Consider the following 21,107-nt stretch of genomic DNA (forward strand, 5'->3'; position numbering starts at 1 on the left):
TATTATCATAACTTAGTTTAATTTCGTTTGTTTAGTTTTCAACTCAATCAAACTATGAAAAAAATTCTACTCTTACCTTTATTTTTTATGATAACTCATATTATTACAGCTCAGTCGAAGACCATTGGTAAAATTGAACGTTATGATGCAGCGTTGGATAAGATTTTAGATAAAGACACAAAAATTGAAGTCTTGGGAGAGGGTTTTGTTTGGTCAGAAGGCCCCGCATGGGTAAAAGATGGCGAGTACTTGCTTTTCTCAGATGTACCAGCTAATACTATTTATCGTTGGAAAAAAGGCGAGGGGGTTAGTGTATTTCTAAAACCATCGGGCTATACGGGTATCGAACCTTATAGCGATGAGCCGGGCAGTAATGGTCTGATTATTAATAAAATGGGGAATTTGGTTTCGTGTGAGCACGGAGACCGCCGATTGGCAGAGATGCCTCTAAAAGTAGGTGGAAAACGAACATTAGCTGATAATTATATGGGTAAAAGGTTTAATAGCCCTAATGATGTTGTTCAGAAATCAAATGGAGATTATTATTTTACTGACCCACCTTATGGTTTACGTCTAAAAGAAAATGACCCAAGTAGAGAAACCACACTTTTTGGTGTATATAGAGTTGATAAAGCAGGAAAGGTTACGCTGATTATTGAAGATTTAACTCGTCCTAATGGTTTGGCTTTCTCACCAGATGAAAAAACTTTATACGTAGCACAGTCAGACCCCGACCGAGCCTATTTAATGGCATACCCTGTTTTAAAGGATGGAAAAGTTGGTAAGGGAAAAATATTTTATGATATGACTCCAATGGTAAAGCAAGGCCTAAAAGGCTTGCCAGATGGCTTAAAAATTGATAAAAAAGGTAATATTTTTACAACTGGCCCAGGTGGAGTTTTGATTTTATCGCCAGATGCCAAACTTTTAGGAAGAATAGATACTGGAGAAGCAACTGCCAATTGTGCTTTTGGAAATGATGGTTCGATGCTTTACATCACAGCCGATATGTATTTACTTCGTGTACAAACACTTACTGTTGGTAATGGATTTTGATGAATTGGTGAGATAAAAAAGCCACATCTGTTATTAACGGATGTGGCTTTTTTATGAAATGATATGCCTTATTCTTCCCAAGCCCAGTCGATGCGATGTTTCATATCTTTGATACTCATACCGTTTGACTTGAAGTAACCTCTAATCTCGTCAACTTTGTCGTACTGCTGGTTGGCTTTGTATTCACGATAAAGATTTAGCATACCGTTCAGCACCGCCTCTGAGTTTTCTGGTTTTTCTTCTTTCAAACCTAAAATTCCTTCAATAAAAAGTACAAAATTATCTTTGAGTGCATTGAAAGTTTCTTCACCCAAAGCGGCAGGTTGAAGCTGATTCATGTAAATCATGTTTACATACTTCAAGAGATTGAACAACTGAGCAATCGCTACAGCCGTATTCAAATCATCATTCATGGCATCGTAGAATGCTGAAATAGATTTTTCGATGTCTTGTTTTTTCTTTTCATCAATAGCTACCTCAACTGCTTCATAATTTAGCGTCTTTACGATTCTAAGGCCATTTATCATTCTTCGGAAAGCCTTTTGTGAGGCTCTCAGTGCATCATTAGAAAAGTCGAGTGTACTACGATACTGTGATTGCAACATAAAGAAGCGAACCGTCATTGGACTATACGGCTGCTCAAGTAGTGGGTGGCTACCAGCAAAAAGCTCCGCTGGCAAGAATGAATTACCCAAAGATTTCGACATTTTTTGGCCATTCACTGTAAGCATATTTGAATGCATCCAGTATTTTACAGGGTCTTTGCCCGTAATTCCAACTCCTTGAGCAATTTCGCACTCGTGGTGTGGAAACTTGAGGTCCATACCGCCTCCGTGTATATCAAATTGTGCTCCTAAATATTTGGTACTCATACAAGTACATTCTAAATGCCAACCTGGGAAACCCATTCCCCAAGGGCTCGGCCACTGCATGATATGTTCGGGATTAGCTTTTTTCCAAATAGCAAAATCTAAAGGATTTCGTTTTTCAGCTTGGCCATCTAATTCACGGGTTTCATTCAAAAGGTCTTCCAAGATTCTTCCCGAAAGTTTTCCGTAATCATTCCCTCCTTGGTTATATTTATTAATATCGAAATAAACTGAACCATTCGATTCGTAGGCTAAACCTTTGTCGATTAAGGTTTTAACTGCTTCAATTTGTTCAATTAAATGACCCGTAGCAGTTGGTTCGATACTTGGTGGTAAAAAGTTAAATTTTTCTAAAACATTATGAAAATCATTGGTGTAGCGTTGTACTACCTCCATTGGCTCAAGTTTTTCGAGTTTAGCCATTTTCCCGATTTTGTCTTCTCCCTCATCTCCATCCCCTACTAAGTGTCCAACATCGGTGATATTTCTGACATAACGCACTTTATAACCCAAGTGCAATAAATAACGATAAAGCACATCGAAGGTCATGAATGTACGCACATTACCGAGGTGAACATTGTTGTAAACCGTAGGCCCACAAACATACATACCTACGTGATTGGGTACAATTGGTTGGAATTCTTCTTTTTGACGTGTAAGCGTATTGTAAATTTTTAAAACTTGCATAGAAACAATGTTGAATGAAAAGTATGATTCGGTGAGTTAATAACGTATTTACTCACCAATCTTAGTTATTATCAATGTAAAAAAAGAATATATCTACTATTGTTGGGAGAATAGTTAGCAGCAACAACAACATCGAAAAGTAGATTTGAAAAGCATTCTTTAGAAGATTTTTTACAAAATTACAGAACGTTTATTAAAACCCACTACACCTAAGGCATTTATTATGTTAAAAAATTGATGAGCGGGATAAGTTTTGTAAAATGAAAGTATTAGTTGCTTGATTTTTAGAGAATTATGGATTTACTTTAAAAAAATGAAACCCTAATTTTAAAGTTAATGACAAACACAAACGAACAAAAATTGCAAAAAAGCCTTACACCAACGCTGCTATGGGGTTTAGGTGTTGGATACGTAATTTCAGGAATGTATTTTGGCTGGAACCTTGGCCTTGAAAAAGGTGGTACTCTTGGAATGGCAGTAGCTACATTTGTGGTAATTGTGCTTTATGTGACTTTTTCGTTGAGTTATGCCGAATTAGCTTGTGCCATACCCAAAGCTGGAGGTGCATTTGACTATGCTAATAGAGCTTTGGGGAAAAAATGGGGTTTTGTAGCAGGAATGGCCCAGAATATTGAATTTTTGTTTGCTCCTCCAGCAATTGCCGTGGGTATTGGGGCATATTTCAATGCGGTTTTTCCACAACTGTCAATTACAGTTGTAGCCATTGGGGCATATTTTTGCTTTACTTTGCTTAATATTTTAGGTACAAAACTCGCTTCTTCATTCGAACTTATCATTACGATTTTGGCCGTATTGGGCCTAATAATATTTTGGTATTTTACATTTCCGTATTTTAAAACCGAAAATCTCTCAATCAAAAATTTGCCGAATGGATGGAGTGGTGCTTTCGCAGCATTACCTTTTGCGATTTGGTTTTTTTTAGGAATTGAAGGGTTGGCAAATGTAGCGGAAGAATCGAATAACCCGCAGAAAGATATAACTTGGGGATTTAGCTCTGCGATGGCAACTTTGGTAGTTTTATGCGTGCTTACATTCATTACTGCCGTTGGTATTGGAGGTTGGGAAACAATCGTTTATAAAGCTGATGGCTTAGCATCAGATTCTCCTTTACCTTTGGGAATGAGCAATATCATGAGCGATACGAGTGGAGTTTATCAACTAATTGTTGGCATTGGTACTTGCGGACTTATTGCTTCTTTTCATGGTTTAGTATTGGCCGCTGGTAGAGCCACTTTCGAATTTGGCAGAGTTGGAAATGCTCCCAAATTTATGGGTAAGGTCAATGAAAAGTTCAAGACACCAGCCAATGCACTTTTATTAAACATGTTTTTTGGGATTATTGCATTATTGAGCAATTCAACGGCTGATATTATTATTCTTTCGGCCTTTGGTGCTCTGACAATGTATATCTTTTCAATGGTTTCTCTTTTAGTTTTGCGGAAAAACGAGCCTTCACTCAAACGACCATTCCATGTGCCGTTTTACCCACTTTCACCAATTTTAGCTTTAATTATTGCGGTTATTGCTTTGGTTGCGATGATTATTTACAATTTTAACCTTTCCCTTATTTTCTTTGGTCTTTTAGGCGGAAGTTTCTTATTGGCCTTGTTAATCAAGAAGGATTGGTAAAATTTAAAGGTTTTTCTGGTAAATTTTCATCGGAGCATTATTGAGTCCGAATAGTAATTTATTTCCTGCCCAAGCCATATTTTTTACATCACCACGTAAATTTAAGCCAGATTTGTGTTGAGGAATATACTCGAAATTGGCTCCACCTTTGTTGATAAATACTTGACCGTGATTAGCATCAATATTTCCGATTCTCGCCCTCATTTTGGTATTATTTCCTGCCAGTAATAAGTCAGGAAGTTTATCGCCATTCAGGTCTTTTATACTAATTGTATTAACCATTGAAAACTGAGCGGCAATTGGCAATTTATTGAAAATGAAGTTTTCGCCTTGATTGATGATAATGCCAGATGATAATTCGAAAATTTTATTCGTAAATGAGTCATTATCGCCTAAAAACTTCAATACATCAGTAGTCTGGGCTTCAGAATAAGATTGATAATTGGTGTATTGTTTACGTAGATTCGGTACTTGTGTAGCCAATTCGTCTAAACTATAAGCTGGGTGGCTTTTTCCTTGAATATAATAAGATAAGATGGGGTCAATCTTTCCATTTCCATCGAAGTCTTTTACGGTGAGGGTAAAAGGTTCGTTTAGAGAGGCTTTATATTGTGTATTTTGCCCCATATTTCCCACAACAATATCTTGGTCGCCATCATTATCTAAATCAGCAGCTTCGATACTTTGCCAGAAACCATTCGTTCCTGGAATTTCTTGCTTCGTGAATTGCCCTTTCTGATTTTTCAAAATTGTTACAGGCATCCATTCTCCTACAAATACAAGGTCTTTTTGGCCGTCTTTGTTCACATCAACTGCGGCAGCATCGGTTATCAAACCAAGCTTTGTGAAAATTTCGTTTTGACTTTCTTTAAAAACACCTTTATCGTTGATTAGAAGAGCTGAAGGGTTGAAGGCTGGATAGTTTTGAGGAACTACATAACCACTTAGAAATAAATCCAAATCACCGTCATTATCGGCATCAAAAGGCACTACTTTACTTTTTGAGTTTCGGAATACAGGCAGACGGTCTTCCGATTTAGAGAAATTTCCTCTACCATCATTCAAATAGAGGCGGTCTTGTAGCAGAAAATCATCAACCAAATATTCATAGCCTCCACTTACAACATATAAATCAAGGTCGCCATCATTATCGGCATCGAAGAAAGCAGCATCTGCATCTGTACAAAGTTCATCTTGCTTGAATACCATTTGATTAGTTTCACGAAAATTACCCATTTTGTCTTGAATGATAATCTTGCCCTGAGAGCCTTTGCCTCCACCCAGATATACATCTTCCAGTTTATCTCCGTTAATGTCTCCTACGGCCAAAGCAGGACCTTGATAAGAGTACATTTGTGGTAGAAGTACTTGGCGAGCAAAGTCGTTGAGAGGCATTTGTGCGTGGCTGAAAGCTTGGTCTGACACTTGTACAAAAAATGGATTGTCATTTTCGAATGGTTGATACTCAATTCCTCTTTGGTAGCTGATGGTATGGTTTTTATTGGCAGCTAAGTTGCGAATAACTTGAGTGGTATTATCATTCCATACAATTCGAAGGCTATCAATTTGCTGATTTTTGCCTAAACCAAAATGTAAAGGTGCTGCAATACTACTCTGAAAACCATGCAGGCTGCTTACTTCTTGATATTGTTTTAAGCCACCTGAATAGGCATATATTTTTGTTCCTTCAAGGCTTTTGTTGGCATTTTTAAGCGAAAGTTCCACGTAGTTTTGTGGCTCATTTTCTTGCTGTAAGTTTTTATAAATGCTTGCTTCTGCATTTACGTTATTGACAATCAGTTCGAGGTCTCCATCATTATCTAAATCGGCATAAATCGCACCGTTTGAGTTAATTGGTAATTCAATTCCCCATTCTTTAGTTAAATTAGAAAAAGTAAGGTCGCCATTATTCTTAAATATATAATTTGAATTGAGAGTTGCGGGCATTTGCTTGATGATTTCCAAGAGCGTTACTTCGCCACTATTTTTCTTATCGGCGTAGTATTTCATGAAATCCATATTGGTATAATCACGGAGATAACCATTCGTCACGAATAAATCTTTATATCCATCATTATCATAATCGGCAAAAAGAGCTGCCCAACTCCAGTCGGTATTTGAAATACCCGCTACTTGCCCTATTTCACTAAAAGTACCATCACCATTATTCAAGTGAAGCATATTTCTCATGGTTTCTGGGTGAAAACCATTTTTAAGCATAGAAAGATAAGCTTCATAATTATCAGGTCCGAAAAGCAATTTCTGACGTTTATTATCTTCAGGAAGCATATCAAGCGTGATAATATCGGGAAGCAAGTCATTATTAAAATCAGCAATATCATTGCCCATTGAAAAATAACTTGTGTGGTCGGTCATTAGAGCGATATTATCACTGAAAGTGCCATTTTTATTGTTGATATAGAGATAGTCAGATTCAATGTAGTCGTTTGAAACATAAATATCTGGCCAATTATCATTATTTAAGTCGGCAATATGGAGGCCTAAGCCAAAGCCAATTGGATTACCTTTGATGCCTGCTTCAACCGAAACATCAACAAATTTTCCGTTGTCATTTTTAAGAAGTTTATCGCCCGCTAAAGAATCCCTCATGGCATGAATGGCCTGCACATCGAAGCGATTAAAATCTTTCACATTATGATTCATGACATAAGCGTCTAAATCGCCATCTTTGTCATAATCAAAAAATGCAGTTTGTGTGGTATAGCCATCACTGTCGAGTCCATACTCGGCAGCTTTATCAGTAAAAGTTAGATTTTTATTATTGATATAAAGCTTATTTTTTCGAAGAGAGGGATTGTCAATATTTCCCGAAACCGAAACATAAATGTCATTCCAGCCATCATTATTGATATCAACTACCGAAACACCTGTTTTCCATTCACCATTATAAGTAATGCCTGCTTTTTCGGTAATATCTTCAAATTTAATTGATTTATCTCCTTTGTTGATATACAGTTTATCGCTCGAAAGATTAGCTGTAAAATAAAGGTCAAGAAGGCCATCATTATTAAAGTCGGCGGCAGCAACACCTCCACCATTATAGAAATACTCATAGTTGAGTACGTTTTGAGTGTCGTTTTCTTCTACTTTATTAATAAAATCTATGCCTGTTTTTTGAGCACTGAGTTTTTCGAATTTAGTATTTTTTGATGAACACGAAATAATACCCAATACGGCAATAGTGGAAAAAGAAACTATCGAAAGAAAAAAATAACGACGTATCATGGTTTTGACGTATGAAAAAATCATGGTTTGATGAAAAACAAAAGAAACGGAGCAAATATAGCTCCGTTTCTATCAACTTTTATATGAAACAAATCTACTATTTATCCCACCATACACGAGCAGTGAATGTATCTCCACCCGAAATAGCAGCCACAGCTACTTTATAGTTTTCTGGATTGTACGAAGCTTCTGTTGATTTGTAAGGAATTCTTCTTGGAATTGAACCATTAGAGAATCCGTTTGGATAAACAACAGGAGTAAGGGAAGGATATCCCGAACGACGCCAGTTTGACCAGCTTTCTATAAAATTAAATGTGATACCAGTAGCAACCCAAATTTGTTCGTTGATTTGTTTCAACGAAGCTTCTGTACTGCTTGTATTCAATGGATTTTTAGTTAAATAATCATCCATTGCCGCTACAGCTTTAGCAACTGAAGCATCTCCAGCAGCAGTACTGTTAAACTGTGCTAAAGAAGCAGCCGCAGCTTTTACACCATTTTTGTAGTGGTCAGCAGCGGTTGTAGCACCTACGTTCCAGCCTTTTACTTTTGCCTCAGCTAAAAGCAATTCTGTCTCTGCATAAGTCATGATAAAGTTTACGCCGCTTCTGTCTAAGAAGATAGACGTACGTGGACGTGAATATTTACCAACACGAGCCACATCTGCACCTGAGCCAGATGCACCAGGGTACTGAGGGTGTTTGGCAATATCAGTAGCACCACCGTTAAGGTCATAACCATTTGGAAGACCAATTTGAACGCTTTCTGAGTTATCCCCAGCTAAGCTTTGATTAGTGTTGTTGGCATAACCAGCTTGTGCTACCTCAGCAATAGCACTGATACGTGGGTCAGAAGTTGCTTTCATATAATCGATGAAAGTTTTGCTCCAACGAACCTCACGGTAATCATCAGGTACTCTCAAAGCACCACTTGTGTTGTTTCCGTTTGTAGCATTATCAGTTAATACTTTTGCATTATCATCAACGCTTGTAAATACGCCACCAGCGTAAGCTTTTTCTGCCCAAGTTTTAGCGGCAGCAGCATCAACTTTCGAAAGACGCATCGCTAAACGCAACATCAAAGAATATCCGAATTTTTTCCATTTAGCAACATCACCACCATAGATTAAATCTGCCGTTGGTTTTGTTTTTGCAGTACTAAGGGCAGTGATTGCACCATCAAGCTCTGTAAGCATTGCTGGATAAATGCTCGATTGAGTATCATATTTTGGTGAAGTGATACCTTCTTTTGCTTTTAATGCTTGTGAGTAAGGTACATCGCCATAACAATCAGTGATACGAGCCAAGCAAAGAACTTTCATGATTGTTCCTACATTGTAAAGGTTCGACATCTCTGGTTTGTCTTTCACCAAATTCATCATTTCGTAAGATAATGATGCTGCACGGTATGTTTCTTCGTGAACACGTCCTTGATAAGCTACAAAACTACCAGAAGCTACGTATTTATCGCCATTGCCATAATACGAGAAGGTAGAAGCTAAAGTTTGCGTCCACATACTTTGGAATAGTAACTGAGAATAACCAGTGTTACCATACTCAAACTGCGACTGCGATAAAAGATAGTTGGGGTTGAAAACCGCCGCACTTGTCTTGTTTGGGTCAGTATTTATTTCGTCGAACTTATCAGTACACGAAGTGAAAAATACTGTCAGAATTGTAAATATATATCCGAGTTTTTTCATGAGTAAAGCCAAAATTAGAATTTAACATTTAGGTTCAAACCGTAAGTACGAGTAGATGGTAAGCTATTACCTTCGATACCTGCGTAGCTAAGAATTGGAGAGAAACCAGCTTCTGGGTCGATGTTTTCTGTACGTTTCAATAATGTCAAGAGGTTTCTTGCTACGATTGAAAGTTCAACTCCTTTGATAGGTGTTTTGCCTAAAATCTTAGGATTTAAAGAGTAACCCAAAGTAACCTGACGAAGCTTAATAAAGCTACCATCCATTACGTTCAATGCTGAAATTCTGCGAGCTAAGTTTTGGTAGTAAGTTTGTGCTGGTACATTTACTGTATTAGTAGCACCATCTTTAGTTACACCAGCCGCAACTACACCAGTTTCACGACCATCAAGAGTCATTTGGTGTAAACCACGGAAGATTGTGTAATAATTAGTTGCCGATAATACTTTATTTCCAAAACGGTAGTCAATCAAGAAAGCAAGATTGAAGTTTTTGTAGCTGAATTCGTTATTGAAACCACCATATACTTTAGGTAAAACCGAACCCATTGGTGTACGTGAAGGAGCTTGCACCGGAATACCTGTCGCATCAATCACTACTCTTCCTTGTGCGTCATAAACAAAGTCATTAGCCATGATTTGTGGGCCAGGAAGACCTTTAATCAATGCAGTATTAGCGTTTAATGGACGATAAGTGCCTAAACCTAATTGTTGGTCAGCTGTGCCAGAACCATTGATTTCAACGATTTTGTTTTTAATCCAAGTGAAGTTAAAAGAGGTTGTCCATCTAAAACCACCTGTTTCAACCGGAACACCAGTAACTAAAGCTTCTAAACCAGAGTTTTGCGTAGAACCAGTACCAATTTGTTGGTTGCTGAAACCCGTTGCTTCTGATAACGAACCGTTGATAATCTCGTTATGAGTTTTGCGGTTGAAGTAAGCTAAATCAAATCCTAAGCGATTTTTGTAAAGTTTCAATTCTGTACCAACTTCAAATTCTGAAAGTGTATATGGTTTCAAGAATAAGTTTGGTAATGTACTACTGAATGAACCAGTTGTGATACCTTGAATAGCACCACCCACGCTATAATATTGTGAGGTGCTATAAGGGTTTGCTGGCTCACCACTCACCACTGCATAAGATGCTCTGAATTTACCATAGCTTAATTTCGAAGAATTCAATAATTCGGTGAAATCATAGCTCAAAGAAGCAGATGGTGTGAAGATACCATAATTTCCTTGTGGTAAAGTAGAGAAGGCATCATAACGACCCGTCGTTGAAAGAATCAATTGGTTTTTATAATTGAAATCTAAAGAGTAGAAGGCCGAATTTGTTTGTTTTTCGCTATAACCATAGTCACGGTTGAATGACAATACGTTATAAGGGCTATAGAAGAATGGGATTACGAATGGACCACCACCTACGCGTAACATATCGTATTTGTTTTTACGAGCTGCAGCACCCACAATAGCATCAAGCGAAATGTCTTTTACTAAATTGAAATTTCCGCCTAAAATTGCTTCAGCGTTTAACTCTGTTGTGGTTGATTTTGATAAATCATCTAAACCACCTTTTTGTCCATTAGAATAAGCAGTACCCGTTGGTGTTACTTTAAAAGTACCATCATTCAATAAGTCATATCCTAAACGTGCTTGAGCATAGATATTTTTTGTAAGGTCATACTTAGCTGTTAGAGCCGAAAGCATACGCTTACGTTTTACATCATTTCTATAACGATTCACCACAAACCAAGGGTTAGTTACGTAAATATCATCGTTATATTGAATCTCGTTGCCATTATCCGTACTAGCGTCATAGCCAGGTGCCAAGACTGATTGGTTAACATTCGTAGCCAAGAAGTTGATGTTGTTGGCATTCATTGGGCCATCACTCAACTGTGGCTTGTTTTTGTTGAGTTCATCAACATAATTCACCATTAAGTCAACTTTTAATTTTTGACCGAATTTTTGAGAACCAGTGAAGTTGAATGTTTTACGGTCAAGGCCACTATTACGAAGAATAGAGTTATTATCAAGATTAGCTAATGAAAGACGGAAATTACCAGTTTCGTTACCGCTTGCAATGGCCAATGAGTTTGTAATTGATGAGCCTGTACGGTAGAAATTGTTGATATTATTTTTTACAGCTGAGTAAGGGTAGCTTTTACCATCAAATTGGATAGTTGAAGCACCATCAAGTTTTTCACCCCAGCTTAGCATACCACTGTTTAATGCACTCACAGTGTTCGTAGGGCGTTTGCCGTTTAAGCCTTGGCCATAAACATATTGGTAATCAGTGAAGTTGATAGCTTGTTCAGCAACTGTGTTGAGGTTATAATCAACCGACATTTTACCTTTTTTACCAGATTTTGTGGTAATTAAGATTACACCATTCGCTGCACGTGCACCATAAAGAGCTGATGCAGAAGCACCTTTTAATACCGACATACTCTCGATATCATCTGGATTAAGGTTTGAGATACCATCGCCGTTATCTGCACCACCCCATTCTCCGGCACTACCTCTTTGAGTGTTATCAATTGGCACACCGTTTAATACAATAAGTGGAGAACTCGCCGTAAAACTTGCCATACCTCTCAACAAGATTCTTGCCGAAGAACCTGAGCCACCGTTCGTACCAGAGATATTCAAACCCGCTACACGGCCAGCCATTGAGTAGGCAACATTTGTTTCACGAGCTTTAGTCATTTGGTCGCCATTAACGGTTGTTACTGCATAACCAACTTTACGAGCTTCTTTTGAGATACCTAAGGCAGTTACCACAACCTCATTCAATGCACCTGCTTCTGGTGTTAAACTTATGTTGATGACACTTGAAGAACCCACAGTAACATTTGTAGCAGCAAAGCCAATATAGCTAAATGTAAGCACATTCCCTTTAGAAGCTTCGATTGAGTACATTCCTTTGTCATCAGAAATTGTACCTTTGGTAGAACCTTTAATTGCCACGTTTACTCCATAGAGAGGAGCTCCTGAGTCGTCTGTTACTTTCCCCGTGATTTTCATGTTTTGAGCAAAACTCTGAAACATAAAAAGAGAAAGTATGAAGGCAGTAAAAAACTGTCGTAATGTTTTCTTCATACTCGAAAATAATTGTTAGGTTAATGATTAAATAATTATAATTTTATCGGTAATAAAACTATTAATGTCCGAATAATTTTTTATTAATTTTCAATTAACATCTTTAGAATGGATATTTGGTTTTTTAACGCAAAATGCTCTAAAGACCAGCAAAAAAGCCCTTCAAATGGGCTTTGAAGGGCTTTTTAATTTTTTTTAATAAATAAGCAAAATTTTGATATTAACTTAATATGAATTGTTCAAACTAGTCTTCTAATACTTTTTTATACGAAACTTTATATTCTTCAGAATAAAGCCGTTTATAGTCTTTGGCAAATTTTTCGTAGGATGTTTTCGCTAATGAATGCTTTCCTAGTTGTACCAATGCACGGCACTTCATCATCATTGCAGTTTCATCAACCGAATCGAATTTAAAAATATTATCAGCAATCTCCACCATTTCTTCGGCATGAATATCGACATCTAACTGCTTCGAATAAGCCAAGTAAGTATCAATGACTTTATTTGAAATTTCGCCTTTAAAATCATCAAGCCATTCATATTCTAAATTTGTAAGAAAACCTCCACGATTGATGATTTCAGTAAGCTGATTGATTTGTTTATGATTGATTGTCTTTTTTGAATTAGTCAATTTCAAGAACTCAAAATAATCTAAACAAACCTTCTCTGGTTCAAAGCTAATCATCCAGTTACCAGTATCCTTATTAATTTGTATTGAAGGCATTTGTTCGAAAATAGTCTTTAATTTTGTAATATTCACTGAGCGATTATTACGTGCACTATCAACTGATTTATCAAACCACAAAAGTTCATTTAGCTGTTGGGAATTAACGCCTTTATTCCATCTAACCGAATGTAATAAAATGTATAGGAACATTTCTCTCAATAAAGGAGTAAACATATTGGTAAGGTCTGTTTCTTTATCATTAATAAACTGAAATCCGCCAAATAATAAGATTTTACCTTTGGGGGCCTTACTTGCTTCAAAGGACTCCTCTTCAACTTGTTTTTCAAGAGCATGATTCGGCTTCACTATTTGATAATTCAAATCGGAGACTTTTGAAGATAGTGTTCGGTGTTTATTTTGTCTGTTTTTTTGAAATAAATAGTAGCTAATAATAGCCAATAAAAGAAAAACACTTGTTCCCGAAATTATTTTCATCCAATTCCCAGCTTTGAGCGACTGCGTGTTTTGGTTTGAAATGGGTAAATTAGATGGTGGGAAATCAAGTGAATAAATGACTAATTCTGTAGAATCAACGGGCGGACGATTATGGAAGCTTGTAACGCAATAGAGCTTCTTGTTAGTCTTGTCGAAATACAGGTCGCTATAACTTGCGACATCAATAAATTGATATGGGATTGATTTTGATATGGGTTTTAACTCTGGTTTTGTGAGTGAACCCTCTACTAATTGTAAGTTTGAATTGAACTTTAGTTGATTATAAATTAAGCCATAAAACTTATCGCTTTTTTCATCTAAAATCAAAGAAGAAGCTACAGAAAATGGTGTTTCAGGTTTTCTTAATTCATAAATTTTTTTGCTACTTCCATTTTTCCAGTCAATCTCAAAGAGATCATAATAATTCTGTGGACTCAGGCCTTGGTCGCCAGTTTTTGAGCCAAATCCACCTAGTAAATAGGATGTAGTTTTATTTTTAGAACCTAACCCAAACATATAACGTGGCGAAATTGTATCGCCTTTTAGTCTAAGTTCGGTCCAAGTATTATTTTGAAAAGAGTACTTTTTGAATGTATTTTTATATTTATATTGGCCATATCCACCAATAAAAACTACTGCAGTATCATTGGGATATAAAAATTTATTATGATGCCAATATTCGGTTAATTCATACTTTTCATTTGGAGAGATATCCCAACTATTATTTAGTGCGTTGTAATTAAATATTTTTTTTTCGTTGAGCCTTACATTGATGAGTTTATTAGATGTTGGTAAAAAAATACCTAAGTCACCAAATGTGAATTTCTTGTGATTTTGCGTAAAAGGTTTGCTAGTTAAGGAATCATTCCGTGTGTTAAAAAGAAAAGTACGTAGGTCGGTATTGATAATAATTCTTCTATTTTTGTTATCAAAAGCAAAACTTAAATTTCCCTTCACCTTTAGCTTCGCCAATTGCTTCCATTCATGGTGTTTTTTTAGTAACCATTGTGCATTTTTAGTAAATGCTTTTTGGTTAACATTAAATGTATCATTGGTTGAGTTTCCAGAAATCTCTCTTAGAGGCCAATGATGTATGATTTTTGAATCAACGCCCAGCGTTATATTTCGCAGATACATCGGTAGGGCATCGCTTGTAAGATACTTTGAATCGGAGCATTCTCCGAAATATACCTTAAAACAGTTATTTAATGTATTAGAAATAGAGCCTTTGCCTAATAATTGATTATTGACAAATATTTGTATGCCTTTATTTCGAACAACTACCTTAAATTTGTGCCAATGGCTATAAAATAGGTCGGAATTGGGCGTTAGAAGTCTGATATCTTTATCGCCTGAAATTACTCTGAAGGTTTGTTGTTTTCCACGGGGGTCAGATTGAAACAAGAGGTCAAGATTCTTACCATCGGTTGTGATGAGTCGAAAGACGTACCCAAAGTACGATTTTACATCAGGCTTAAATTTAAGTTCAAACCCTAGCTCAAAATTACCTTTCAGACAAAGTGGTTTTTCTTGACCAAGAACTAAAGAAGTACGTTTATCAGTTATAACTTCGTGCCCTAAAAACTCAAGTCCATACTCTTGGCTGAAGGCCTTTCCATGAGTAAGACATATCAGAATGAATACGAATAATACTGAATTGGTGTTTCTAAGTGCTTTGAGCATCGTTGGAAGTACATTATAGAGCATGCAATTTAGCTACAAAAATATAACCCTTCTGTTTAATTTAAGAAAAAAAACATTGATTTCTGATTTTATTCTAATAGTATTTTTTACTTTAAGTATTCTTTTTGTACAACTCATACACCCTAAAGCGAATGAATTTACGCGATATTATTCTTCATTTACGAATTCCGTTTTCGTTTTTCCTAATGCCTGTTTATTGGTTTGCTATTAGCCAAACGACAAATCTTGATAAAACTAAAGCTATTTGGATTTTTATCATTTTACATTTGTTTATCTATCCTGCAAGTAACGCCTACAACAGCTACTTCGATAAAGATGAGGGAAGTATTGGCGGGCTAGAAAATCCACCAGCTGTTGATAAAAAGTTATTTTGGGTTTCGTGGATAATTGATATCATAGCTGTTTTACTGGCTATTTCGTTGGTTGACAATATGTTTGGGTTAATGATATTTGTTTATGGATTAGTGTCGAAAGCTTACAGCAACGATAAAATTCGATTGAAAAAATACCCAATTTTAAGTTGGATTGTTGTAGGAGTTTTTCAAGGTGCATTTACTTATTTCTCGATAATAATGGTATTTGAAAAGAATTCACATGATTTACAAAACCATCTCCTACCTGCTGCCATCAGTACACTTATGCTTTGGGCGGTGTACCCAATGTCGCAGATTTATCAGCATGAAGAAGATACTCGACGTGGTGACACAACCATTAGTATTCTTTTGGGGGTTAAGGGTACTTTCTTATTTACTGCTCTTGTGTTTTCAGTTGCATTTTGGGGCTTCTATATTTATTTTAGTCCAATAGATTTTATGGCACTTTTGATATTTAATTTACCAACTTTACTATTTTTTGTTGTATGGTTTATTAAAACATTAAACAATGTTTCTCAAGCCAATTTCAAAAATACGATGTGGCTCAATTTACTTGCATCAGTATGTCTAAACGCTTTCTATATATGGTTATGTATTCATTAAATAAAAAAGGCTATTCGCAACGCAAATAACCTTTTCGAACCTTCCTCTTTTTTAACCAAAAACTACAAGTACGGTTGAGCCGTCACTTATTTATGTCAGAAAGAATATGCATACATATATAGCTTATCCTTTAATTCTTTTCTTGCAATGTGTATTCTGTTTTTAACTGTACCGATTGGAATACCTAATTTCTGAGCAATTTCGTGGTATTTAAAACCTTTGAAATGCATGATAAATGGTTGGCGGTAAGCTTCATCAAGAGTTTCAACGGCATTATTGATATCTTCCATTGCAAATGATGAATAAGCATCATTGTCAATCACACTCTCCATGCTATTGATATAGTGGAGATTATCAGTTGTATCAATAAATGTATTTTTTCTTACCATTCTCTGATAGTTCGTAATGAACGTATTCTTCATAATGGTATAAAGCCATGCTTTCAAATTAGTGCCATCCGAATATTTATCACGATTCAAGAAGGCTTTCATAAGCGTGTCCTGTAATAAATCATTGGCATCTTCATTATCTTTTGTCAATCGCATAGCGAAAGGCTTCAATGATTTTGATGTTTTTGATATAGCGTAGTTGAATTCGAGGGCTGTCATAGCTTGTTGAAATTTTGTTGAAACAAAGTTAAACAAAATAAATATTTAAATGCAAGAGTTTGTATAGTTTTTTTTATTTAATGTTAAACATAATTTCTTTTTATAAATAAAAAATGCTCTTATTTAGTAAATATAGCAACTTTTAATTATTAATCATACTTTTATGTGTTTAACTATATGTCATTAAATAATAAACAAAATCATTTTTGCCTAAATAATATATACGATAGTAAATGGAAATAAGATTTCAACAAATATGTTTTTTTTTTAATTTTGATTAAACAACCTTATATAAGACACAGAACTATGTTAAAACTTGGATTTGTAAGTGCGATTTTAGCCGATTTTGGCTTTGAACATGTGGTAGATTTTGCCTCAAAACATGATTTTTCTTGCCTCGAAATGATGTGCTGGCCAACCGAAGGGGGCGAAACTCGAAGATATGCTGGGGTTACGCATATTAATGTAGATAAGTTACATGACCCACAACAGGTGAAATACATCAAATCTTATCTTCTTGAAAAAAGAATTAGTATTTCAGGTTTGGGATATTACCCTAATCCGCTCGATGCCGATAAGAATAAATCGGAATTTTATGTAGAACACATAAAGAAAGTTATCAGAGCTTGTAATACATTAGGTGTGCCTGTGATGAATACATTTATTGGTCGAGACCCTAAAAAGAATATTCAAGATAATTTGAAGATATTTAAAAAGGTTTGGAAGCCAATTATCGAAACAGCAGAGCAAGAGGGAATAAAAATTGGTATTGAAAATTGTCCGATGTTCTTCACGAATGATGAATGGCCGGGTGGAAAAAACTTAGCAATTAGTCCAGCAGTTTGGGATAGAATGTTTGAAACATTCAAAACACCACTTTTCGGTTTAAATTATGACCCATCACACATGATTTTTCAGATGATGGATGAAATCAGACCAATATATGATTACAAAGACCGTCTGCATCATATTCACTTGAAAGATGTAAAGATTTACCGTGAAAAGCTCGATAAAGTAGGTATTTTAGCTAATCCACTCGAATATCACTCTCCGAAATTGCCAGGTTTAGGTGATGTGCGTTGGGGTAAATTCTTTGCAGCTCTAACAGACATACGCTATCGTGGACCAGTTGTGATTGAAGTAGAGGATAAAGCTTACGAAGGTAGTTTAGATGATGTTACAAAGGCAATTTTGCAGAGTAGAAACTATATTCGCCAATATTTGCCATAATTTGTAGAATAAGTTTCCAACTTGCTCCATTTAAAAAGCCTTCAAAATTGTAAATTTTGAAGGCTTTTTAAATTTATTATCAATCTTTTATCTTACTATCAATGCCCGCCGCCCATAGGCATATTTACTTCACCTTCTACCTTTTTCGCCTTTATCAAGGCAGTGGCAAGGGCAGCTACTAAAAGTAATCCGCCCGCAAAAGTAATAGCATTACGAGGGTCATTATTAAGAAAATGCTTTAGTATATAGCCAAAAGTAAGTGTTTGTATCAACATCGGAATTACAATCATCATATTGATTATTCCCATATAAACGCCATAACGCTCTTTTGGAATTTCGCCTACAACAATCAAATACGGAATTCCCATCATACTTGCCCAACCAATACCAAAGCCAGTGATGGCAGGAAATAATAAGAATTTATTCTGAATCATAGAAAATGCTATAAAACCGATTCCTGCTAAAATTAAGCAAGTGAGGTGTACCATTTTAGGTGAATATTTTTTGGCAAATCGAGCTAAACTGAAAGCAACTAAAAACATCACAACATTATACCAACCATTAACCCAGCCAGTCCAACTTACAGCTTCAGAATATAAGTCAGGATTATCTTTGGGTGTTGCATTCCAAACCGATAAAGCCACACTTTTTGAAGAATTTTGCCAGTAACAAAATAAGGCATACCATTGAAATAAATAAACCAAAGCTAACTGCCACATAACTTTTGGCATATCCCTAATAGCTGAAATAATATCTACAAATGGCGAAAATACATTGAGTGGGTGCTTTTGGATTTCTTCTAATTCTTCGGCAGAGGGCGGAATTTCGGCTGTTCGACTAGTACTCCATAGAATTGAACCAATTGAACAAATGGCTCCTAAGAAAAATGATGCGTAAACCCAAGTAGGCAAAGAGCCAGATGTGCCAACAAATATAGCAGGAAAAATGGCAATAGAAAGATTCGAAAGTGTTTGGCCTAAACCCGTAAAGAAACTCTGAGCTTGAAAACCAGTTGGTTGCTGAGAAGAATCAAGTTTATCGGCAATAAATGCACGATAAGGCTCCATGGCAGTATTATTTCCTACATCAAGAATCCACAAGAGACCTGCTGCCATCCACAAGGAACTACTAAAAGGATAAGCAAAGAGTGCTAAACTACACATGATTGCCCCGATTAGGAAGTAAGGCTTTCGACGACCAAAGCGAGGAGACCACGTTTTGTCAGACATCGCTCCGATGATAGGTTGAATCAGCAAGCCTGTCATTGGGCCTGCTAAATTTAGTAAAGGTATTTCGTCGGGGCTTGCTCCAAGAAAATCGTAAATCGGATTAACGGCACTTTGTTGAAGACCAAAACTATATTGAATTCCGAAGAACCCAACATTCATGTTAATAATCTGTGAGAATGTCAGCTTGGGTTTTGAAAACTGCATCAGAAATAGGTTTTAGGTTAAGTATTAATTGCACAAAGTAAAGAAAAAATTTAATTTTTCGAAAGAAATATGTGCAATCAGTATGGCTCGTAATCTTTATTGATAAATAGTAGAGAAAGTAATAGTTTAAACCACCCTAACTTACTTTTTAATGGTAGGATATTCGTCAATTCCTAAGGTTGTCAATAATGGGTTAAGGGTTTTAGTTGTGATGATAACTTGAAAAAACTTAACTTTCATAGCGTCAAAATCGCAGACAAATTTATTCTTTACTTTTAATGTTCGGTAAACGGCTGTGTAATTTACCCTTTTTTGCTCCCAGCCATTAACGGCTAAGTTCGTTTGTACACATTCAATGGCACGTTTGAGGTTCGAGAAATAAACAACAAAAGGCTCTCGTTTCCTTACTTCGCTCAGAGAGCCAATGTAGTTAATAGTTACTTCATATATAATAGATTGCCGCATAGTTAAGTATTTAAATTATGGACTTCGATAGATGTATTTGCTCTATGAAATACAGTTTTCAACCAAAATTTTCTTTGACAAGTAAAAGTAAATCTTTTTTGAAAAATAATTGAATAATTTTTCAAGTATGAAACAAAATAAACACTTACGGCGTTTTTATATCATGTAACACAAAAAAGCCCCGCAAATCTATTGCGAGGCTTTTTTTATTCTCGTTTTGGCAGTAACTACTTATCGTTTAAAATTACAGGTGTATTTCCTTTACTACCCATAATAATTACCTTAGCATTTGGCGAAATAGCAATTTCTTTTTGAGCTTTAATCATTTCATATTGAAGCTGCTTATCTGTAAGAGTAGTTGTAATAATTCTTTGATAATCAGAAATACCTTGTGCTTCTACACGTTTACGTTCGGCTTCTTGCTTTTCTTTTTGTAAAACAAATTGCATTTTTTGTGCTTCTTGTTCGGCATTTATTTTTGATTCAATAGTTTTCTTGACCGATTCGGGCAAATTGATATTCCTCACTAAAAGTTGTTCAAGAACTAATCCACGAGTTTTAAAGTCGGCTTCAATTGCTTTAAAAATTCTACCCTGAAATTCATCTCTTTTGGTTGAATAAAGAGCAACTGCTTCATAATAGGCCGAAATATCTCGAATACGTGTGCGGGTAATTGGTCGAACAATTACATCTTCGTAGTTGACACCAATTTTTTTCAAGATTGTAGGAGCTTGCTCTGGTTGAACTCGGTAAAGCACCGTTAGGTCAATCACGACTTCTAAGCCATCTGAAGAAAGTACTCGAATGGCATCATCTCCATTTTTGCTACCCTCATCATGCACTCCCGACATGGTGTAATTTTGTGTACGGGTATCAAATTCGGCTACATCAACAAGCGGGTTTATGAAGTTCAGACCACTCGTCAGTGTACCGTCTTGTACTTTACCAAAAAGTGTTTGAACACCAACTTTACCAGCATCTATTTGCTTAATACTAGCCGATGTGAGCCCTAAAAGGATTAAGAAAATGCCGATGAATTTAAGTGGACGTGCAAAACGAGAAAATTGTAGTGAGGGAGTATTGATAGCAAAGCCCGCTAGCAAAATAACGACTCCGATAGTTAAGAAAAACATCTTTATAATAGTTTAGTTAATAGTTTTGCTAAATGCTTGGTTATTAGGAGCAAAAGCGAAGCAAACGTACGTGAAGCGGTAAGA

13 protein-coding genes are annotated in these 21,107 nt (G+C 36.0%); 4 read left to right on the forward strand and 9 right to left on the reverse strand.

The window, feature by feature from the left end:
• The first annotated feature begins 54 nt into the window (after positions 1 to 54).
• On the forward strand, positions 55 to 1,056 hold the full coding sequence (locus tag EMTOL_RS08535) for an SMP-30/gluconolactonase/LRE family protein (protein WP_015028877.1): 1,002 nt from the start codon (positions 55 to 57) through the stop codon (positions 1,054 to 1,056).
• A gap of 68 nt (positions 1,057 to 1,124) precedes the next feature.
• Here the strand turns inward: EMTOL_RS08535 and cysS are convergent, their stop codons facing one another.
• A complete protein-coding gene (gene cysS / locus EMTOL_RS08540) occupies positions 1,125 to 2,612 on the reverse strand; it encodes a cysteine--tRNA ligase (protein ID WP_015028878.1) in 1,488 nt (495 codons plus the stop codon).
• A gap of 336 nt (positions 2,613 to 2,948) precedes the next feature.
• On the opposite strand from cysS, the gene eat reads away from it, so the two are divergent.
• A complete protein-coding gene (gene eat, locus EMTOL_RS08545; RefSeq protein WP_015028879.1) occupies positions 2,949 to 4,262 on the forward strand; it encodes an ethanolamine permease in 1,314 nt (437 codons plus the stop codon).
• Between the two features lie 3 nt (positions 4,263 to 4,265).
• On the opposite strand, the gene EMTOL_RS08550 is transcribed toward eat, so the two are convergent.
• The 4 genes from EMTOL_RS08550 to EMTOL_RS08565 form a co-directional block, all read right to left on the reverse strand.
• Positions 4,266 to 7,508, reverse strand: coding sequence for a VCBS repeat-containing protein (locus EMTOL_RS08550; RefSeq protein ID WP_015028880.1), 3,243 nt, complete (start codon positions 7,506 to 7,508; stop codon positions 4,266 to 4,268).
• Between the two features lie 97 nt (positions 7,509 to 7,605).
• Positions 7,606 to 9,210, reverse strand: a complete 1,605-nt coding sequence (locus tag EMTOL_RS08555) for a SusD/RagB family nutrient-binding outer membrane lipoprotein (RefSeq protein WP_015028881.1) — start codon at positions 9,208 to 9,210, stop codon at positions 7,606 to 7,608.
• A 14-nt stretch (positions 9,211 to 9,224) separates the two neighbouring features.
• A complete protein-coding gene (locus EMTOL_RS08560; RefSeq protein WP_015028882.1) occupies positions 9,225 to 12,311 on the reverse strand; it encodes a SusC/RagA family TonB-linked outer membrane protein in 3,087 nt (1,028 codons plus the stop codon).
• Positions 12,312 to 12,555: 244 nt separating this feature from the next.
• Positions 12,556 to 15,180, reverse strand: a complete 2,625-nt coding sequence (locus tag EMTOL_RS08565; protein ID WP_015028883.1) for a transcriptional regulator — start codon at positions 15,178 to 15,180, stop codon at positions 12,556 to 12,558.
• 128 nt (positions 15,181 to 15,308) lie between these two features.
• Between EMTOL_RS08565 and EMTOL_RS08570 the strand changes: the two genes are divergently transcribed.
• Positions 15,309 to 16,154, forward strand: a complete 846-nt coding sequence (locus EMTOL_RS08570) for a UbiA family prenyltransferase (RefSeq protein ID WP_015028884.1) — start codon at positions 15,309 to 15,311, stop codon at positions 16,152 to 16,154.
• A 95-nt stretch (positions 16,155 to 16,249) separates the two neighbouring features.
• On the opposite strand, the gene EMTOL_RS08575 is transcribed toward EMTOL_RS08570, so the two are convergent.
• On the reverse strand, positions 16,250 to 16,762 hold the full coding sequence (locus EMTOL_RS08575) for an RNA polymerase sigma factor (protein ID WP_015028885.1): 513 nt from the start codon (positions 16,760 to 16,762) through the stop codon (positions 16,250 to 16,252).
• A gap of 306 nt (positions 16,763 to 17,068) precedes the next feature.
• Here EMTOL_RS08575 and EMTOL_RS08580 point away from each other — a divergent pair, with 306 nt between their 5' ends.
• Positions 17,069 to 17,992, forward strand: coding sequence for a sugar phosphate isomerase/epimerase family protein (locus EMTOL_RS08580; protein WP_015028886.1), 924 nt, complete (start codon positions 17,069 to 17,071; stop codon positions 17,990 to 17,992).
• 98 nt (positions 17,993 to 18,090) lie between these two features.
• Here EMTOL_RS08580 and EMTOL_RS08585 read toward each other — a convergent pair whose 3' ends face one another.
• From EMTOL_RS08585 to EMTOL_RS08595, 3 genes are all read right to left on the reverse strand, one after another.
• Positions 18,091 to 19,425: an MFS transporter gene (locus EMTOL_RS08585; protein ID WP_015028887.1), complete on the reverse strand. Its 1,335-nt coding sequence runs from the start codon at positions 19,423 to 19,425 to the stop codon at positions 18,091 to 18,093.
• Between the two features lie 141 nt (positions 19,426 to 19,566).
• Positions 19,567 to 19,890, reverse strand: a complete 324-nt coding sequence (locus EMTOL_RS08590; protein WP_015028888.1) for a hypothetical protein — start codon at positions 19,888 to 19,890, stop codon at positions 19,567 to 19,569.
• 227 nt (positions 19,891 to 20,117) lie between these two features.
• Positions 20,118 to 21,023, reverse strand: a complete 906-nt coding sequence (locus tag EMTOL_RS08595) for a prohibitin family protein (protein WP_015028889.1) — start codon at positions 21,021 to 21,023, stop codon at positions 20,118 to 20,120.
• Between the last annotated feature and the right edge of the window lie 84 nt (positions 21,024 to 21,107).

This window comes from Emticicia oligotrophica DSM 17448, assembly GCF_000263195.1.
GTDB lineage: Bacteria > Bacteroidota > Bacteroidia > Cytophagales > Spirosomataceae > Emticicia > Emticicia oligotrophica.